16 protein-coding genes and 1 tRNA gene are annotated in these 15,442 nt (G+C 67.1%); 11 read left to right on the forward strand and 6 right to left on the reverse strand.

Annotation, left to right across the window (positions count from 1 at the left end):
- Window positions 1–159 precede the first annotated feature (159 nt).
- The 4 genes from mscL to ACFQS9_RS12210 form a co-directional block, all read right to left on the reverse strand.
- Window positions 160–552 (reverse strand): large conductance mechanosensitive channel protein MscL, encoded by a 393-nt coding sequence (gene mscL / locus ACFQS9_RS12195; RefSeq protein ID WP_378404944.1) that lies wholly within the window; start codon window positions 550–552, stop codon window positions 160–162.
- Between the two features lie 95 nt (window positions 553–647).
- Window positions 648–1,337: an SAF domain-containing protein gene (locus ACFQS9_RS12200; RefSeq protein ID WP_378404946.1), complete on the reverse strand. Its 690-nt coding sequence runs from the start codon at window positions 1,335–1,337 to the stop codon at window positions 648–650.
- Window positions 1,338–1,423: 86 nt separating this feature from the next.
- A complete protein-coding gene (locus tag ACFQS9_RS12205) occupies window positions 1,424–1,726 on the reverse strand; it encodes an FmdB family zinc ribbon protein (protein WP_378404948.1) in 303 nt (100 codons plus the stop codon).
- 88 nt (window positions 1,727–1,814) lie between these two features.
- Window positions 1,815–2,408, reverse strand: a complete 594-nt coding sequence (locus ACFQS9_RS12210) for a 5-formyltetrahydrofolate cyclo-ligase (RefSeq protein WP_378404950.1) — start codon at window positions 2,406–2,408, stop codon at window positions 1,815–1,817.
- A gap of 87 nt (window positions 2,409–2,495) precedes the next feature.
- Between ACFQS9_RS12210 and ACFQS9_RS12215 the strand changes: the two genes are divergently transcribed.
- The 6 genes from ACFQS9_RS12215 (at window position 2,496) to ACFQS9_RS12240 (ending at window position 7,206) form a co-directional block, all read left to right on the forward strand.
- Entirely contained in the window at window positions 2,496–3,416 is a 921-nt protein-coding gene (locus ACFQS9_RS12215; RefSeq protein ID WP_378404952.1) for a UTP--glucose-1-phosphate uridylyltransferase, read from the forward strand.
- A 23-nt stretch (window positions 3,417–3,439) separates the two neighbouring features.
- Window positions 3,440–4,699 carry a molybdotransferase-like divisome protein Glp gene (gene glp, locus ACFQS9_RS12220; protein WP_378404953.1) on the forward strand — a complete coding sequence of 420 codons (1,260 nt, stop codon included), beginning with the start codon at window positions 3,440–3,442 and terminating at the stop codon, window positions 4,697–4,699.
- Between the two features lie 30 nt (window positions 4,700–4,729).
- Window positions 4,730–5,359, forward strand: coding sequence for a GNAT family N-acetyltransferase (locus ACFQS9_RS12225; RefSeq protein WP_378405368.1), 630 nt, complete (start codon window positions 4,730–4,732; stop codon window positions 5,357–5,359).
- Window positions 5,360–5,545: 186 nt separating this feature from the next.
- Window positions 5,546–6,295, forward strand: coding sequence for a divisome protein SepX/GlpR (gene sepX, locus ACFQS9_RS12230; RefSeq protein ID WP_378404955.1), 750 nt, complete (start codon window positions 5,546–5,548; stop codon window positions 6,293–6,295).
- 1 nt (window position 6,296) lies between these two features.
- Window positions 6,297–7,007, forward strand: coding sequence for a histidine phosphatase family protein (locus tag ACFQS9_RS12235; protein ID WP_378404957.1), 711 nt, complete (start codon window positions 6,297–6,299; stop codon window positions 7,005–7,007).
- A gap of 123 nt (window positions 7,008–7,130) precedes the next feature.
- Window positions 7,131–7,206 (forward strand) — tRNA-Ala (locus ACFQS9_RS12240).
- A gap of 83 nt (window positions 7,207–7,289) precedes the next feature.
- Here ACFQS9_RS12240 and ACFQS9_RS12245 read toward each other — a convergent pair.
- Entirely contained in the window at window positions 7,290–8,543 is a 1,254-nt protein-coding gene (locus ACFQS9_RS12245; RefSeq protein WP_378404959.1) for a tyrosine-type recombinase/integrase, read from the reverse strand.
- Window positions 8,536–9,201 (reverse strand): helix-turn-helix domain-containing protein, encoded by a 666-nt coding sequence (locus tag ACFQS9_RS12250; RefSeq protein WP_378404961.1) that lies wholly within the window; start codon window positions 9,199–9,201, stop codon window positions 8,536–8,538. The genes ACFQS9_RS12245 and ACFQS9_RS12250 overlap by 8 nt, the downstream gene beginning before the upstream one ends.
- Before the next feature lie 100 nt (window positions 9,202–9,301).
- Here ACFQS9_RS12250 and ACFQS9_RS12255 point away from each other — a divergent pair, with 100 nt between their 5' ends.
- The 5 genes from ACFQS9_RS12255 to ACFQS9_RS12275 all read left to right on the forward strand — a co-directional run bounded on the left by ACFQS9_RS12255 (window position 9,302) and on the right by ACFQS9_RS12275 (window position 15,419).
- Window positions 9,302–9,529, forward strand: coding sequence for a helix-turn-helix transcriptional regulator (locus ACFQS9_RS12255; protein ID WP_378404963.1), 228 nt, complete (start codon window positions 9,302–9,304; stop codon window positions 9,527–9,529).
- 71 nt (window positions 9,530–9,600) lie between these two features.
- The gene (locus tag ACFQS9_RS12260; protein ID WP_378404965.1) at window positions 9,601–9,975 is read left to right on the forward strand and encodes a hypothetical protein; all 375 of its coding nucleotides are present in this window, start codon (window positions 9,601–9,603) and stop codon (window positions 9,973–9,975) included.
- Entirely contained in the window at window positions 9,972–10,511 is a 540-nt protein-coding gene (locus ACFQS9_RS12265) for a DnaB-like helicase N-terminal domain-containing protein (RefSeq protein WP_378404967.1), read from the forward strand. The genes ACFQS9_RS12260 and ACFQS9_RS12265 overlap by 4 nt, the downstream gene beginning before the upstream one ends.
- An 8-nt stretch (window positions 10,512–10,519) precedes the next feature.
- A complete protein-coding gene (locus ACFQS9_RS12270) occupies window positions 10,520–10,906 on the forward strand; it encodes a hypothetical protein (RefSeq protein WP_378404969.1) in 387 nt (128 codons plus the stop codon).
- 37 nt (window positions 10,907–10,943) lie between these two features.
- The gene (locus ACFQS9_RS12275) at window positions 10,944–15,419 is read left to right on the forward strand and encodes a phage tail protein (protein WP_378404971.1); all 4,476 of its coding nucleotides are present in this window, start codon (window positions 10,944–10,946) and stop codon (window positions 15,417–15,419) included.
- The last annotated feature ends 23 nt before the right edge of the window (window positions 15,420–15,442 follow it).

Genomic DNA, 15,442 nt, shown 5'->3' on the forward strand with positions numbered 1-15,442 from the left:
GTCGACACCGAGAACGTCAAGGGCACCGTCACCCTCTGGGGCCAGCCCTTCAGCATCGGCTGATCCGTCGCCGACCTGATCTGACAAGCTCTGGGCCCGTATCGAATTCGATACGGGCCCAGAGTGTTTCCGTCGCCGGGTGCTCCGGCGATCGGTGGCTCAGCCGCGGCGTCTGGCGGTGTCGCTGCCCAGCAGGTCGCGGATCTCGGTGAGCAACTCGATGTCCGTGGCCTCCTTCTCCGCCTGGTTCATGTACCGCTCCTTGGCGTGGTTGTAGGGCACGATGAGGATGAAGTACACGACCGCCGCGATGATGACGAAGTTGATGGCGGCGGTGATCACGGCCCCGATGTTCACGAAGGTCTCGGGGCTGTTGGTGATCTGGAAGCCGAACCCCATCTCGTTCGAGCCGCCGAGGGCGGCGATCAGCGGTTCGACGATGTTGCCGGTGAACGCGGTGACGATGGCGGTGAAGGCCGCGCCGACGATCACCGCCACGGCCAGGTCGAGCACGTTTCCCTTGAGCAGGAAGTCTTTGAAGCCCTTCAACATGAGTTGGGTCTCCGTTCCGTCGGCTGGTGATGCTCTCGGACATGAAAATCCTATGGACGCCCCGCGTCGACGGGCAACCGGTGGGGATCCGGGAGTCAGTGGAACGTGACCGTCAGCGCGGACGACAGTGAGGCGGCCGCGACCGTCGTCGCCTCGCCTGCGGGCAACGCGAGCATCACCACCCGTTCGCGCGCGCCGCGGCCGGAATCCTTGGGGGACACCAGGATCACCGTTGCTGCCGAGGCGAGCACCCGCGCGTTCGGCGCCGGCCCCTCGGTGTCGGGATCGACGGTGAGCACGTCCACCCGATCGCCCTCGCGGAGCAGGTCGGTGACCTCGGGATCGGCGAGACGGATCGGCACCACACGGGCATCGGTGGTGCCGGTGGCGGCATTGGCCAGCCGCGGACCGAGTAGCCGGACGTCGGTCAGGGTCTCACCCGTTCTGGCGGGCCCGGTCAGGGTGTGGCCGACGGCGTCGTCGAGCGTGCGCAGCGAGCCCGTGGGCGCCGTGGAGGCGGCCAGCTCGACGAGTCGCACGTCGTCGGCGGCCAGGATCAGTCCCGGCGTCAGGTCGTGGGCGGCCGTCACGACGGCGACCCGGTCGTCTGCCGGGTCGCCGCGTACCAGCAGGATCAGAGCGGTTAGGGCCAGGGCGGCGGCGAGCACCCGGCGGACGGTGGCGACGCGGGCCGATCCCGGCCTGGTCAGGCTCGAGAGTCGGTCTGCCCAGGTGGGGTCGAGGTGCTGGGGTCGACGTCTGCCCGGGATCGGTGCGCGGTCCATGGGGCCACGCTAGGGCGGCGACATGCCGCCTGATCGCCATCCGAGCGTGCCTGTGGATGGATCAGGCGGCTGTGGAGAACGGGGAACTAGGTGGCGGAGGAGCTCGCGCCCGCGCTCGCGGTGGACGTCGCCGCGCTCGTCGCGGGACTGCTTGAGGGGGTCGACGTGGCCGCCGAGTCGGACTTGGCCGGCTCGCTGGCGGTGCCGCCGCTGCCCCGGCTGTCGGTGCGGTAGAAGCCGCTGCCCTTGAAGACGATGCCGACCGAGTTGAACAGCTTGCGCAGCTTGCCGGAGCACTCGGCGCACACGGTCAGGGTGTCGTCGGTGAAGGACTGGACGATGTCGAACCGGTTGCTGCACTCGGTGCAGGCATACGAGTAGGTGGGCACTGAAGGATCCTCCGCACGGGGTACTCAGGCCTGGGTGGTGATACGGCAGGCGTTAGCACTTTACAGTCAGGAGTGCCAACGCCGGTAATCAGCTTCCTATTCCCAGGGCCCGCAGCCCGCCGAGCGGGGTGAGCACCCAGCCGACCCGGATGTCGTGCGACTCATCGGGCAACTCCGCGACCACCTCGTCGTCGCGGATCACCGCGATCAGGCGGGCCGCGGGATCGGCCAGGTCGAGCGTTCGGTCGTAGAACCCAGCGCCCCGGCCCAGTCGGACCCCTCGCCCGTCGACGGCGAGGGCCGGAATCAGGATCGCCGCCGCCGCCGCGATCGCCGTCGGCGGCAGATGCGGCTCGCCCGGTTCGCGTAGGCCGAACGGTGCGCTGACCAGGGCATCGGTGCCGTGGTACTCGGCCCAGTGCAGGGGGCCGGGCTCCCTGGCGACGGGCAACAGGATCCGTGCCACCCGCGGCCGGAGGGCATCGAGGATCGCCGTCGACCCCGGTTCGGTGCCGACCGGTACGTAGGCGCAGACGGTGGCGGACGGTCCGAGCGCGATGCCGAGGTCCGCCGCCGCGGCGGCCAGGGCTCGGTTCTCCGCATCCCTGGTCTCGGCGTCTCGTGATCGGCGTTCGGCGAGCACCCTCGCCCGCCACTGTGCCTTTGTCGCTGCATCGGTCACCGATGCCACCCTGTTCCCCTGGTCCGCGGCCTCATGCTGCCCACCCTAGAATCCGGAGCGCACGAACGAGATGGTTAGGGTGGGTCCATGACAGAGGTCGGCACCAACAAGAACAGGCACTTCCGCACGGCGGTGGTGCCCGCAGCAGGCCTGGGCACCAGGTTCCTGCCCGCAACCAAGACGGTGCCGAAGGAACTGCTGCCGGTGGTCGACACCCCGGGCATCGAACTCGTCGCCGGTGAGGCCGCCGATTCCGGCGCCAACCGGCTGGTGATCGTCACCTCGGAGGGCAAGGACGGCGTCGTCGCCCATTTCGTCGAGGACCTGGTGCTCGAGAGCAAGCTCGAGGCCAGCGGCAAGTCGCACCTGCTCGAGAAGGTCCGCAAGGCGCAGGGCCTGCTCCAGGTGGAGTCGGTCATCCAGGAGGAGCCGCTCGGGCTCGGCCATGCCGTCGGCTGCGTCGAATGCGTGCTCGACGACGACGAGGACGCGATCGCGGTCCTGCTTCCCGACGACCTCGTCATGCCGCGCGGGGTGCTGGAGACGATGGCCCGGGTCCGGGAGAAGCGTGGCGGCAGCGTGCTCTGCGCGATCGACGTGCCCAAGGACCAGGTCAGTGCCTACGGCGTCTTCGAGGTCGAGGAGGTGCCGGACACGACGAATCCGGACGTCCTGCGGGTCACCGGGATGGTCGAGAAGCCGAAGGTGGAGGACGCACCCTCGACCTTCGCGGCCGCGGGCCGGTACCTGCTGGACCGGGCGATCTTCGACGCGCTGCGCCGGATCACCCCGGGCCAGGGTGGCGAGCTGCAGCTGACCGATGCGATCGCGCTGTTGATCTCCGAGGGACATCCGGTGCACGTCGTGGTGCACCGTGGGTCGAGACACGATCTCGGAAATCCCGGAGGGTACCTGCGGGCTGCGGTTGACTTTGCCCTGGACAGTGAAGAATACGGTCCTTCGCTGCGCGACTGGCTCATCCAGAGACTGCAGCAGACGGGACCTTAGTGGGGTCGGGAGGCAGTGACTACATGCGCTCGGTTGAGGAGCAGCAGACGAGGGTGACGGCCGCTGCGGTCGCACCCCGGCCGGTCCGGGTGGCGATCTCGGAGGCCCAGGGTCTGCTGTGCGCCGAAGAGGTGGTCACCGAGCGCCCGCTGCCGGGATTCGATCAGGCCGCGATCGACGGCTACGCCGTGCGCAGCGTCGACGTCGCGGTAGCGGGCGGGGAGAACCGGGGCGAGGACGGTGAACCCGTCGAGGTGACTCTGCCGGTGGTCGGTGAGGTCGCCGCCGGTTCGCGCCAGCCGATCCGGCTGCAGCCGCGACAGGCGGTGCGGGTGGACACGGGGGCGCCGCTGCCGACGCTCGCCGACGCGGTCCTGCCGCTCGATCGCACCGACGGCGGGCTGAACAGGGTGAAGGTCCTCTGGCCGGTCCGCTCGGGTGACTACGTCCGGCGCATCGGCGATGACGTGCAGCCGGGAGATGTCGCCGTGCGGGCGGGCACCATCATCGGCGCGGCCCAGGTCGGCCTGCTCGCCGCGGTGGGGCGGGACAAGGTGCTGGTGCATCCGCGACCGCGGCTGTCGGTCATCTCGGTCGGCGGGGAGTTGGTCGACATCGATCGCACCCCCGGCCCGGGGCAGGTCTACGACGTGAACTCGTACGCGCTGGCCGCGGCCGCACGCGATGCGGGCGCCGATGTGAACCGGGTGGGCATCGCGGGGAACGACCCGCGTCGGCTGCGTGAGGTGGTCGAGGGGCAGCTCATCCGCTCGGAGATCGTCGTCATCGCGGGTGCGGTCGGTGGCGGGGCATCCGATCAGGTTCGGGAGGCACTCCGTGAACTCGGCGACCTCGAGGTGGAGCGGGTGGCCATGCATCCGGGGTCGGTGCAGGGATTCGGCCAGCTCGGCCGCGACGAGGTGCCGACGTTCCTGTTGCCGTCCAACCCGGTCAGTGCGCTGGTCGTGTTCGAGGTGATGGTGCGGCCGTTGATCCGGATCGCGCTGGGCCGGCGGCAGCCGATGCGCCGTGTGGTGACGGCCCGCACGGTGGCCCCGATCACCTCGATCGAGAATCGCAAGGGATTCCTGCGCGGGCAATTGATGCGCGACGAGTCGACGGGGGAGTACCTGGTGCAGGCGCTCGGCGGGGCGCCGGGCTCCTCCTCGCATCTCCTGGCGACGCTGGCGGAGGCGAACTGCCTCGTCCTGGTCGATCCGGAGGTCACCGACGTCCGGACCGGCGACGAGGTCGACGTGGCCTTTCTCGCCCAGCGAGGCTGAGTGTTGGGAACGCCGCTGCGCAAGTACTCGATGCATCCGGGGTGGCCGGCGCATCTCGGCCCGCTCACCGTGGGCGCCGGACGGGTGACCCTGCGTCCGATCCGGTTGCGCGACGCCGCGTCCTGGAGCCGGATCCGGATTCGCGACCAGGAACACCTCGAACCGTGGGAGCCGACGGGGGAGGGGCCGTGGGACGGCAGGCATCACATCGGGAACTGGCCCGGGCTGTGCGCTTCGCTGCGCTCGGAGGCGCGCAAGGGCCGGATGGTCCCGCTGGTCATCGAGCTCGACGGAAAGTTCTGCGGGCAGCTGACGATCGGGAACATCGTGCGTGGTGCCCTGCGCTCCGCGTGGATCGGTTACTGGGTGACCAGGGAGGTCGGTGGCCAGGGGGTGGCGACCGCGGCGGTCGCGCTGGGACTCGATCACGGCTTCGGGGCGCTGGGGCTGCACCGGGTGGAGGCCACCGTCCGGCCGGAGAACCTGGCGAGTCAGGCGGTGCTGCGCAACGTCGGGTTCCGCGAGGAAGGGCTGTTGCGCCGGTACCTGGACGTGGACGGTGCGTGGCGCGATCACCTGCTGGTCGCGATGACGATCGAGGAGGTCGAGGGCACCGTCAGCGACAGGTTGGTCCGGGCGGGCAAGGCGGCGTGGGGCTGACGCGCGGACCCCGTCGGATCCACTCGGTGGCGGGTAGTGCAAAACACCACTCAGGTAAGTGACTATTGTGACAGTTGGGAAAGTTGAGTCGGCGCGTCTGCGGGGAACTGCGCGCCGAGGCAATTAGCCTGAATGGGCTGATTGAGTCAAATGTGCTGGTAGACGACTGGGAGGGAGGTCGCCGGTATGCCGAACTCGATCCTGTGGATCGCTTTGGTCGGGATGTGGCTGTTCGTGCTGCTGCCCATGCAGGCGAAACGTCGCCCTCGGATCCGTCAGACCACCGATGCAGCGCTGGCGACCCGTGTGCTCGACCGCGACCAGCTCGCGCGTCAGCAACACCGCGGTCCCGCCTCAGGACACCGCAGCGACCCGAACTGGCGCCGCGAAGCCCCTCGCCCCAGGTACGCGGAGGACCGCATGGACACCCACGCAGAAGTCGACGAGTTCGACGACGAGCGGGCCGCGGCTCGTGAGTACGTCCCGCAACGCCGCGGTCGCGGTGGGTTCGACCCCGAGGCCGACGCGATCGCGCGGGCCGCGCGGTACGGCTTCCGGCAGCGCGCCGTCCTCGGCCTGATCCTGGTCGCGATCATGTCGGCCGCGCTCGCGCTGATCGTCTCGCCGATGCTGTGGTGGCTCGCCGCGGCCGCCTTCCTCGGCCTCGGCGGGTACCTGGCCTACATGCGCAGGCAGGTCCAGTTCGAGCAGGAGATCCGTCGGCGCCGGATGGCGCGACTGAGCCGTTCCCGGCTCGGGGTGGAGTCCCGCGAGGACGACGAGCTGCGGCTGATCCCGTCGCGGCTGCGCCGACCGGGCGCGGTGGTGCTCGAGGTGGACGACGAGGACCCCGTTTTCGAGCACCTCGAGCACTACGAAGTCCGGTTCGAGGAGGATGCGGCGCCCCAGGAGATGCGCCGGGTCGTCGGTCAGTAGGTTGACCGGCGCTGCGGACGGGGCCGGGCCGGAGCGCATCGTGCTGCTCCGGCACGGCGAGTCCGAGGCGAACATCGATCCCGCGATCTATGAGCGGGTCCCGGACTACCGGATCCCGTTGACCGCACGCGGCGTGGCGCAGTCCAGGGCCGCGGGGGAGCGTCTGCGGGAGCAGTTCGACGGGCAGAAGGTCTGCGTGTACGTCTCCCCGTACCTGCGGGCCTACCAGACGCTCGAGGCGCTCGGCATCGACGACCTGATCGAGCGCCGGATCGAGGAACCCCGTCTGCGCGAACAGGACTGGGCGAACTATCAGGACCCGGACGAGATCTCCCGGCAGACCCGGTTGCGCAACACCTACGGGCACTTCTTCTACCGGTTCAACGAGGGCGAATCCGGTGCGGACGTCTTCGACCGGGTGAGCACCTTCATGGAGACCCTCTACCGGCACCGTGCCAAGCCGGGGTTCCCGCCGAACACACTCGTGGTGACGCACGGCCTGACCATGCGGCTGTTCTGTATGCGCTGGTTCCATTGGTCGGTCGAGTACTTCGAGTCGCTGAACAACCCGGGCAACGCCGAGACCCGGACCCTCGTGCGGCAGGCCGATGGCCGGTTCGTGCTCGAGCAGCCCTTCGATCAGTGGCACGCCGTCCCGGAGGGGCAGACCATCCTCGACACCACGCGACGGGGCGCCATCCTCCCCGAATGAGGACCCTTCGCACGCTCGGACGAACCGCTCCGATTCACGGCGAACACCGGCCGGACCGGGCGATTTTTTCTCGGGCGGGCCGGGCTGCTACAGTTGCCGAGCGTTCCTTCGGGGGCGTGGTTCGGGGCTGTGGCGCAGTTGGTAGCGCGCTTCGTTCGCATCGAAGAGGTCAGGGGTTCGATTCCCCTCAGCTCCACCATTGTTAGAGCAGGTCAGAGGCGTTATCCGAGAGATCGGGTAGCGCCTCTCTTGCGTTCGGTCCGCAGTGGGTCCGCAGTAGATTCAGCGAGCAGCTCGGGCAGCGACATCGAGAGCCTCGGCCACTGCCTCAAGATCGTCCTCGAATAGGTCCGCGTACACGTCGAGAGTCATGCTCGCCTTCGCGTGTCCGAGCATCCGTTGGACACCCTTCACGTTCGCGCCGGCGCTGATCGCCAGAGACGCGGCCGTGTGCCTCAGATCATGTGGAGTCACGGTGGGGAACTCGAGGGTGACAGCCTCACCCGACTGCTCCGCTTCTCGCTTCCGGGCTCCGAGGGCCTGGGCCTGCAGACGTGCCACAGCTGGCGCGAAGATCCGCGGACGGTAAGTGCTGACCCGCAGCACCGCCCCATTCACCCCAGCGAACACCAGGTCGTCCCTGCCCTTGCCGCGCATGAGCCCGGACAGCTGGTCTACGAGGATGCGAGGGAAGGGCACAGAGCGTCGCTCGTGGGTCTTGGGGGTGCTCCATACGACCTGTCCCTTCACTTCGGCTACAGCCTGGGAGATGGTCACACGTCGGCGCAGCATGTCGAAGTCCTTGACTCGCAGTGCTGCCATCTCGCCCCATCGCAGGCCAGTGAGGGCGAGGAACCGCACAACTTCGGGGTGCGTGGTGACCTCCTGGGCGAGTTGCTCGACCTGCCTATGGGTGAGGTACCCCCGGGCCTTGTGCTGGCGTTTGGGGGCCTTTACAGCGGTGCAGGGGTTGGTGGCGATCTGTCGGTCTTCGACGGCGATGTCGAGGGCCTGGCGTAGGGCTCCGAGTGCGTTTTCGATTGTGGGTGTGCCGGTGCCGGCTGCCACCATTTCGGCGACCCATGCCCGCACTTCGGTTGTGCGTACGTCTCGGACGGCGGTGGTTCCCCATCGTGGCTGGACGTGGACTGACCAGGACACGGTTCGTGTGGCGGAGGTGGTGGCTTTGAGGTGCCCGTTTGCGGCGAGCCAGCGGGTTCCGAGTTCGGCGACGGTTCCGCGGCCGGCTGAGGGTGCGACGTGTGAGCCTTGGACTAGGGATGCGGTGACCGAGTCGAGCCATGCCTGCGCATCAACTTTCTTGTCAAAGGCTTTGGTGTGTTCGCGGCTTGTGTCGTCGACGTAGCGGGCGCGCCAACGCTTTCGGGCCGGTGGGGCGTCTTTGCCTTTGTCGTCGACTGTCCAGCCCGCGGTGTGGACAGTCTTTGTGCTGCCGTCTGTTTCGCGGATGGTCTTCCACCAGCGGTCTTCGACGCCGGCGCGGCGATTCCGCCGTGGCCCTTCTAGATCACTCACTGGTCCCACCTCCGAACGGGAATGGGGCGTGCTTCGAGATATACCGAGCTAGTCGGGTGGGGACGATTCTGTCCGCAGCGCGAGGGTCGTCGGCAACTTCGGCCCACTCAACCCCGGCAGCGATCAGCTCCTCCGGGAGTTCCATATCGCGAAGCACTTCGACGAGATCGATTCGGAGCCCCAGAGGTGTTCCCTCCGTGCATGACTCGACGTAATGGGCAATGTCATCAAGCGCGTCACTTACTCCTTCCCTCCGTCCAGAAGCCTGGTACTCGCGTAGCACCGTGAATGCCCTCCAGAGGGCCGTGGCTGCGTCATTTTCCGCCCTGAGTTCAGCCAACTCCTGTTCCACAGACACCACTTCGACACTCAGGTTCCCCGCTTGCCTTAGCCAGGTGCGCACCTGTTCGTCAACTAGTCGAGCGCGTGGGATCAACTCCTCGGTCGACACATTGAAGATGTGGGCCAGCGCAACTAGCTCGACAGCCGTCACTGGACGTTGACCGCGCTCGAGTCTCGTGATGGTTGTCGGGTCGACCCTTTCCTTTTCGAGGTTAGCGGCGAGCGCCATCGCCAACTGAGCTTGTGACATCGATTTGTCATTGCGTAGCTCGGCGATCTTGGCACCGATGATTGCGTTGACTTCCGAGAGCTGCATATGACGCAGTCTGTCACTGCTTGACGCGCAGAACAAGTGGTGGCACTCTGATCTGCGTCAGCTGCAGATCGCAACTGCATTAGATGCAGAAGGGGTTGAGATGATGTCGACCGCAAATGAGGCGACCACGACGGAGTTCATGACGACAGACGATGTGGCGCGCGAGAGGCGTATTTCGGTGAACACGCTGCGGTACTGGCGGATGACCAATGTGGGCCCCGAGTCATTCAAGCTCGGCCGCCGGGTCATGTATCGCCGGAGTGAAGTCGAAGCGTGGTGCGCGGCACAGGAATCTGCTAGCCGCCGCGGCGGCGGGAGTGCTGCGTGAGACAAGCCCCAATTAACACAACAACGCCCCTGGCAGATCCCGGTGTTCGTAGCACCGAGGCCAAGGGCGTCGTGATCACCAACCCGCTACAGGAAGGCGAAGCAATGTCCACTATCGCACCGACGAACGACAATGTCGACTTCGTCCACCACGTCGCCGAGATCCCCACGGATGGGGGCGAACTCGACATTGAGGCTCAGGTCTGCCGCAACGCGGACACGTCGGTGAGCCGGCTTGTGGTCGTCGGCGGCCGCGGAATCGAGCTCGATCAGATTCCGGCGCTGATCGAGGCGCTGTTCGCGGCGTACGCCATTGCTGCTCCCGGGGGCCCCCGCACCCCGGGCGACGCTGGCGACATCGTCCGCGACGTCAGCGTTGCTCTGTCAGCTCGTGCCACATCCGCACACGTCGCTTGCTCGTACTTGCTCCAGCAGGAGGCCGCGTGACGATTGCCGATGAGCGGGAGGCTCCGGCCGGCGCTTTGGCACCGGCCGGGCCGCCGCCCGCGGAAACACTGCTGCTCGGGTCGCTGATGGCCTGGTTCGCGGCGCCTCAGGAAGTCACCAGGGTCCTCGCTCTTGTCGAGGATGAGGACCTGGAGGATCCGTTTCACCAGCAGATCCTGGCTGCGATCCGCTCGTTGGTGGCAGCCGGGCGTCCTTGCGATCCGGTCACCGTGCAGGCCGAGTTGATGCGAATCGGGGCGGTATCTGAGGACCACGCTGCCCGTCGCTCCAAGCGGCTGATGGATGCAGTGACCTGCAATGCATCCGATCTAGCTGGGCTGGAGTACGCGGCCGTTGTGGTTGCTTCCGCGTATCGCCGCCGGTACTTGGCTCTCGCCGCTGGCCTGGCGGGCTTTGCCGCGACTCAGCCTGAGGCGGAGCTCTTGCCGTACCTCGTCCTCGTCGGCACGCAGTGCCGCAGCCACTCCGAGCGTCTCGCGCAGTTGCGCGGAGACGCCCCCATCGAACCCATCTAGGAGACCGCATGATCGACCTCCCACCGGACCGAAACGAGTCACATGCACTCGACGATCTCCACGCCTTGATGAACGCGGTCTCGGCAGGTCAGATCGACTCACTCGACAGCATGCTCGACACCATGTCGCAGCCCGAACTGCGCAACACCCTGCGCCTGGCCGCCGGCCAACTCGCACTCCGCGGCCTCAACAAGCCCCAGGTGCCCGCACCGGCCCTTTCCGTACTGGTGTCCATGGGGCAGGCGATGCGCGACCACATGGTGCAGATGGCGAGGGATTGCGAGGAGTCCCCCAACGTCGAGGCTCAGGAACTCAATCAGGCGACCCTGGCCAAGGTCGTCGAGATGGACGCGCTACTGACGAGCCTCCGTCAGATCGCGGGTGACCAGCAATGACCCACATCCAGACCCAAAGGTCCCGAGGAGGTAACCCGTGGCACTTGACGTAGGAACATTGGTCGTCACCCTCACCGCCGACGACTCCGGTCTGCGCACCAAGATGCAGTCCGCCAAGGCGGGAATGGCAGACCTGGACCAGGCCGCTGGGAAGGCGTCACGGTCCCTCGTCGCGGTCGGTGACGGCTTCGACGGGCAGAAGGTCAAGCGGGAAGCCGACCAGGCGTCATCGTCGATGAATGCCCTCGGCGCCGCCACCGAGCTGACGAAGAAGGCGGCGATCGGCATCGGCGCCGCCTTCACGCTGGACAAGGCCGTCACCTTCATGAAGGACGCCGTCATGGCCGCGTCCGACCTGTCGGAGTCCACCAACAAGGTGCAGCAGGTGTTCAAGTCCGGCGCCCGCGACATTGAGGCGTTCGGGGCGACCGCAGCCAAGAGCATCGGCATGTCGAACCTCGCCGCCCGCGAGGCCGCCTCCACGTTCGGCGTGTTCGGCAAGAGCGCAGGCCTGTCAGGGAAGGACTTGGTCGGGTTCTCCACGAACCTGACCAAGCTTGCCGGGGATATGGCGTCGTTCTCGAACACCACCCCCGAGGAAGCGATCGAGGCGCTCGGTGCCGCGTTGCGCGGAGAGAACGAACCGATCCAGCGGTACGGCGTCCTGTTGGATGACGCCACCCTCCGCCAGGAGGCGATGAAGCAAGGCCTGATCGCCACCACCAAGGACGCGCTCACCCCGGCACAGAAGGTTCTCTCCGCCTATGGCGTGGTGATGGCACAGACCAAGGACTCTCAGGGCGACTTCGGCCGCACCTCCACCGGACTCGCCAACCAGATGCGAATCCTCAAGGCCGAGTTCACCAACACCTCGGCCGAGATCGGGTCGAACCTGCTGCCGATCGCCGAGTCGTTCGTCTCACTGTTGGCCGGCCCCGGCATGGCCGCATTCGGTGCAACCGCGGACGTGCTGAAGGTGATCGGGACCGCGGTTGGCACGCTCGGGTCCGCGTTCGGGTCCCTACCTGGCCCGGTGCAGGGCGTCATCGGCGCGATCGTCGCCCTCAAGGTGGCGCAGGCCGCGCTCGGTACTGAGATCGGCCAGAAGTTCACCGGCAAACTCGCCGACGCCCGCGAGTCCCTGGTCGGGCTCGGCCGCTCCGCCGCCTCAGGTCCCGGCGCGATGCTGTCCTCCCTGCGGGAGACCTTCGCAGCTGCGGGCGGTCAGGCGGAGGGCTTCGGGAACAAGCTCAAGGCCGCGGGCACAGTCGGTGTCGGTGCCATGCGCTCCGGCCTGTCCAGCCTCATCGGGCTGATGGGCGGCCCGCTCGGCATCGCGATCACCGGGGCGACACTGGCGTTCGCGCAGCACGCGGCCGCGGTCGCCGACGCAAAGGCGCAGACCGAGCAGATCGGAACCGCCGTCAAGGGTGTGGCCGACGAGATGGGCAAGTCCGGCGGAAAGTACACCGACGCCGGGCAGAAGGCAGCCGCCGCCGCGCTGTCGCAGATCAAGCTGCGGGATGGCACCACCAGCCTGTCCAAGGCCTTGTCCGACATGCATATTCCGCTTGACACGGCAGCGCAAGGTTTGGCCGGGCTCGGAAAGTCCGCCGACAAGACCCTCGAATCCCTCAAGGCGCAGAAAGCCGAACAGGAATCCCAGTTGTCGGGCTGGGAACGGTTCAAGCAGGGCGTCGGCATCGTCCTCGACGACCCACTGTCCACCAAGCCCGTCAACCAGCAGTACAAGACCCAGGGCGGGGACGCCCTCAAGGCGTACGAAGAGGCGCGGAAGCAGATCAAGGAGCAGCAGGACCAGCTGCAGCGCGACGCCGACGCCGGCGCATTCACTCTCGATGTTGCCCCGAACGGTAAGAAGTCGATCTCGGACATGTCGCAGGCGATGGCCGATCTTGCTGAGAACGGCGATGGCGCGGCGAATGCGGTAAAGATCCTCTCGACCACCCTCGACAAGCTCATGTCCGACGGGCTGACGATGGACGACGCCCTGCAGGGCTGGAACGATGGTCTCGCCGAACTCCGCACCGCAGCCGCCGAGGTTAACGGACCCCTGTTTGACCTGGCCGGAAACGTCAACTCCGCCAATACGTCCGTGTCCGCGTTCTATTCACAGGCCAAGACCGGCGCATCGGACATGCATGCGGTCGCCGCCGCTGCACAGCAGCAGGGCGCATCATTCCAGGGCATCGTCGACGCGGTCCAGCCGATGTACGACGAGTTCGTGCGGATGGCTCAGGCTGCGGGGATTCCGCAGCCGGAGATCGACAAGCTCGCCGCCAAGCTGAACATGGTGCCGACTGATCTGGCCCTCAAGATTGAGGCTGGGGACCTGCCCGTTACCTCGCAGCTGGCAGACATTCTGCGCGGCAAGATCGTCGACATCCCCGACAGCAAGCACATCGAGGTGTCCGACAACTCGCCGGAGATCATCAAGAAGCTGCAGGATCTGGGACTCAAGGTCGACACGTTGCCGAATGGGCACATCGTTGTCACCACCAACGCAGCCCAGGCCGGCAAAGAGGTCGACGATGTAGCGAACAAGCCACGCCAAGCGTTCATCGACGTCTACCAGCGGATGATCACCGGGGCCAACACGCCCGAGGCACAGAAGCCGCGAACCGGTGGACTGGCTGGGTTGATGCTGCCCAACAACGCCAATGGCTCGGTCCGCCGGTATGCCAACGGCGGCATCTCAGGGGCGCTGCCCGATCGGGCGGTCATGCAGCCCGCTGTCCCCGGTGGGCTCGTGCAGTGGGCAGAAGGTGAAACCGAGGGCGAGTCGTTCATCCCGCACGCCTCATCCAAGCGGGCACGCTCGCTGAAGATTTGGGCGGAGACCGGTCGCATCCTCGGAGTGTTCGCCAACGGCGGCATCACTGGATCGCTCATTGACCTGGCCCGCAAGCAGGCCCCGGGCCTGCAGGTCACCGACTCATTCCGGGCTGGCGCCAATGACTACCACGGCAGTGGCAACGCCGTCGATTTCTCGAACGGCTCGGGCAACACCGACGAGCAGCTCGCCTGGGCCAACTATCTCGCCGACCACCACGCCGCCGAACTGGCGGAGCTGATCTACGACGATCCCCGGTTCACGCGGAACATCAAGAACGGCAAGGTTGTCGACCGCTCCTTCTATGCCGGGGCGGGGGACCACACCAACCATGTGCACGTGGCAGCCAAGGCGCCCCTCACCGGCAACAAGGATGCGCGAACCGAGCGGGAGAGGGTCGTCGACGCGATCGTCGCCGAAGGGCGGCGTCGCGGGATCTCTGACAAGGGCATCAAGACCGCCATCGCCGCGGGGCTCGCGGAATCGAACCTCCAGGATCTGCCGGACATTCCGAACAGTGAGTACGACTCAGCTGGCGTGTTCCAGCAGCGCCCGTCAATGGGCTGGGGTCCAGCTGGTCAGGGCGTTACCCAGGACGCCGGAGACTTCTACGAGCGGCTAGCGCAGCTGGACTACGAGGGCATGGATCCGGCGGCGGCAGCGCAGTCGGTGCAGCGGTCGGCGTTCTCGGATGGCTCGAACTATCAGGCCAAGCTCTCCGAGGCGGACCAGGTGTTCGCGGATTCGATGGCCCGCAACGGCAACGACACATCCACAGCCCCCACTCCTGACTCGTCGTCGCGGGGTGGGTCGGTGCAGGACGTGTACGTCACAAACTGGCCCGGGGGCTACAGCCCTACCGGCAGCGGCGACACAGGCATGGCAAGCGGTATCGGCACCCCGGTATCGGCACCCGCCAGCCCGGTCGACGAGCAGGCCCCCGAAGGCCCCAAGGGTGACCCCCTCCTAGGCCCTGACGGACTGTTCGGGTCCGGCTCGGACCTGGTCGCCGCCGCAAACATGGCCGGATACCAGATCAACCGGGCCGCCACCGGCAAGTCGGGTCCGCCGATGGGCCGGTCGATGCTCGACGTGTTCCCGATCCTCGCCGCCAAGGGTGAGCGGGTCATCGACGCGGAAACCAACGCGAAGTTCGGTCCGATCCTCGACGCCCTCGTCAAGGACAAGGTCCCCGGCTACTTCTTCGGCGGCACCGTCGGGTCGAACCCGAACTTTATGCCTGGCGGGTCTAAGCACAACGACACCGTCAAGGCATGGCTCGGCGCTGGCCCAGCCGGGGGCGGAGCACTGTCGACGATCGCGAAGGCGAACCCAGCGGTCGTGCGAGGTGAGCAGGCGTACCGCGGCGCTGTCGGCGCCGTCGGCGCGATCATCGAGGTAGCCAGCCTCCTTTCCGGTATGGCGTCCTCCGGCATCTCCGGCCTCGGATTCGACGTCGCCAAGCAACTGCTCGAACACCAGCAGGGCCAAGGCAAACCGCAGGGCGGTGGGTCGGCGCCGGTCGGGCAGACCACCCGCAAGTCCGACACGGCCGTGGGCGCCCAGTTCTTCGGTCCCGTCCAGATCAACGACGCCGAGGGCTTCCTCACCCGCAACGCGGACATGGCCCGCGACGCTTTCGCAAAGAACAACTTGTAGCCCGAAACACTCAGCACACCAAC

The sequence above is a fragment of the Rhodococcus daqingensis genome, from assembly GCF_042665615.1.
Taxonomy (GTDB): Bacteria; Actinomycetota; Actinomycetes; order Mycobacteriales; family Mycobacteriaceae; genus Rhodococcus_G; species Rhodococcus_G daqingensis.

Coding starts and splice junctions, on each gene's coding strand:
- ACFQS9_RS12225 (WP_378405368.1), top strand. CDS start 4,730: ATGCATCCGGGGTGGCCGGCGCATCTCGGCCCGCTCACCGTGGGCGCC.
- ACFQS9_RS12215 (WP_378404952.1), top strand. CDS start 2,496: ATGACAGAGGTCGGCACCAACAAGAACAGGCACTTCCGCACGGCGGTG.
- ACFQS9_RS12270 (WP_378404969.1), top strand. CDS start 10,520: ATGATCGACCTCCCACCGGACCGAAACGAGTCACATGCACTCGACGAT.
- ACFQS9_RS12200 (WP_378404946.1), bottom strand. CDS start 1,337: ATGGACCGCGCACCGATCCCGGGCAGACGTCGACCCCAGCACCTCGAC.
- ACFQS9_RS12250 (WP_378404961.1), bottom strand. CDS start 9,201: ATGCAGCTCTCGGAAGTCAACGCAATCATCGGTGCCAAGATCGCCGAG.
- sepX (WP_378404955.1), top strand. CDS start 5,546: ATGCCGAACTCGATCCTGTGGATCGCTTTGGTCGGGATGTGGCTGTTC.
- mscL (WP_378404944.1), bottom strand. CDS start 552: ATGTTGAAGGGCTTCAAAGACTTCCTGCTCAAGGGAAACGTGCTCGAC.
- glp (WP_378404953.1), top strand. CDS start 3,440: ATGCGCTCGGTTGAGGAGCAGCAGACGAGGGTGACGGCCGCTGCGGTC.
- ACFQS9_RS12255 (WP_378404963.1), top strand. CDS start 9,302: ATGATGTCGACCGCAAATGAGGCGACCACGACGGAGTTCATGACGACA.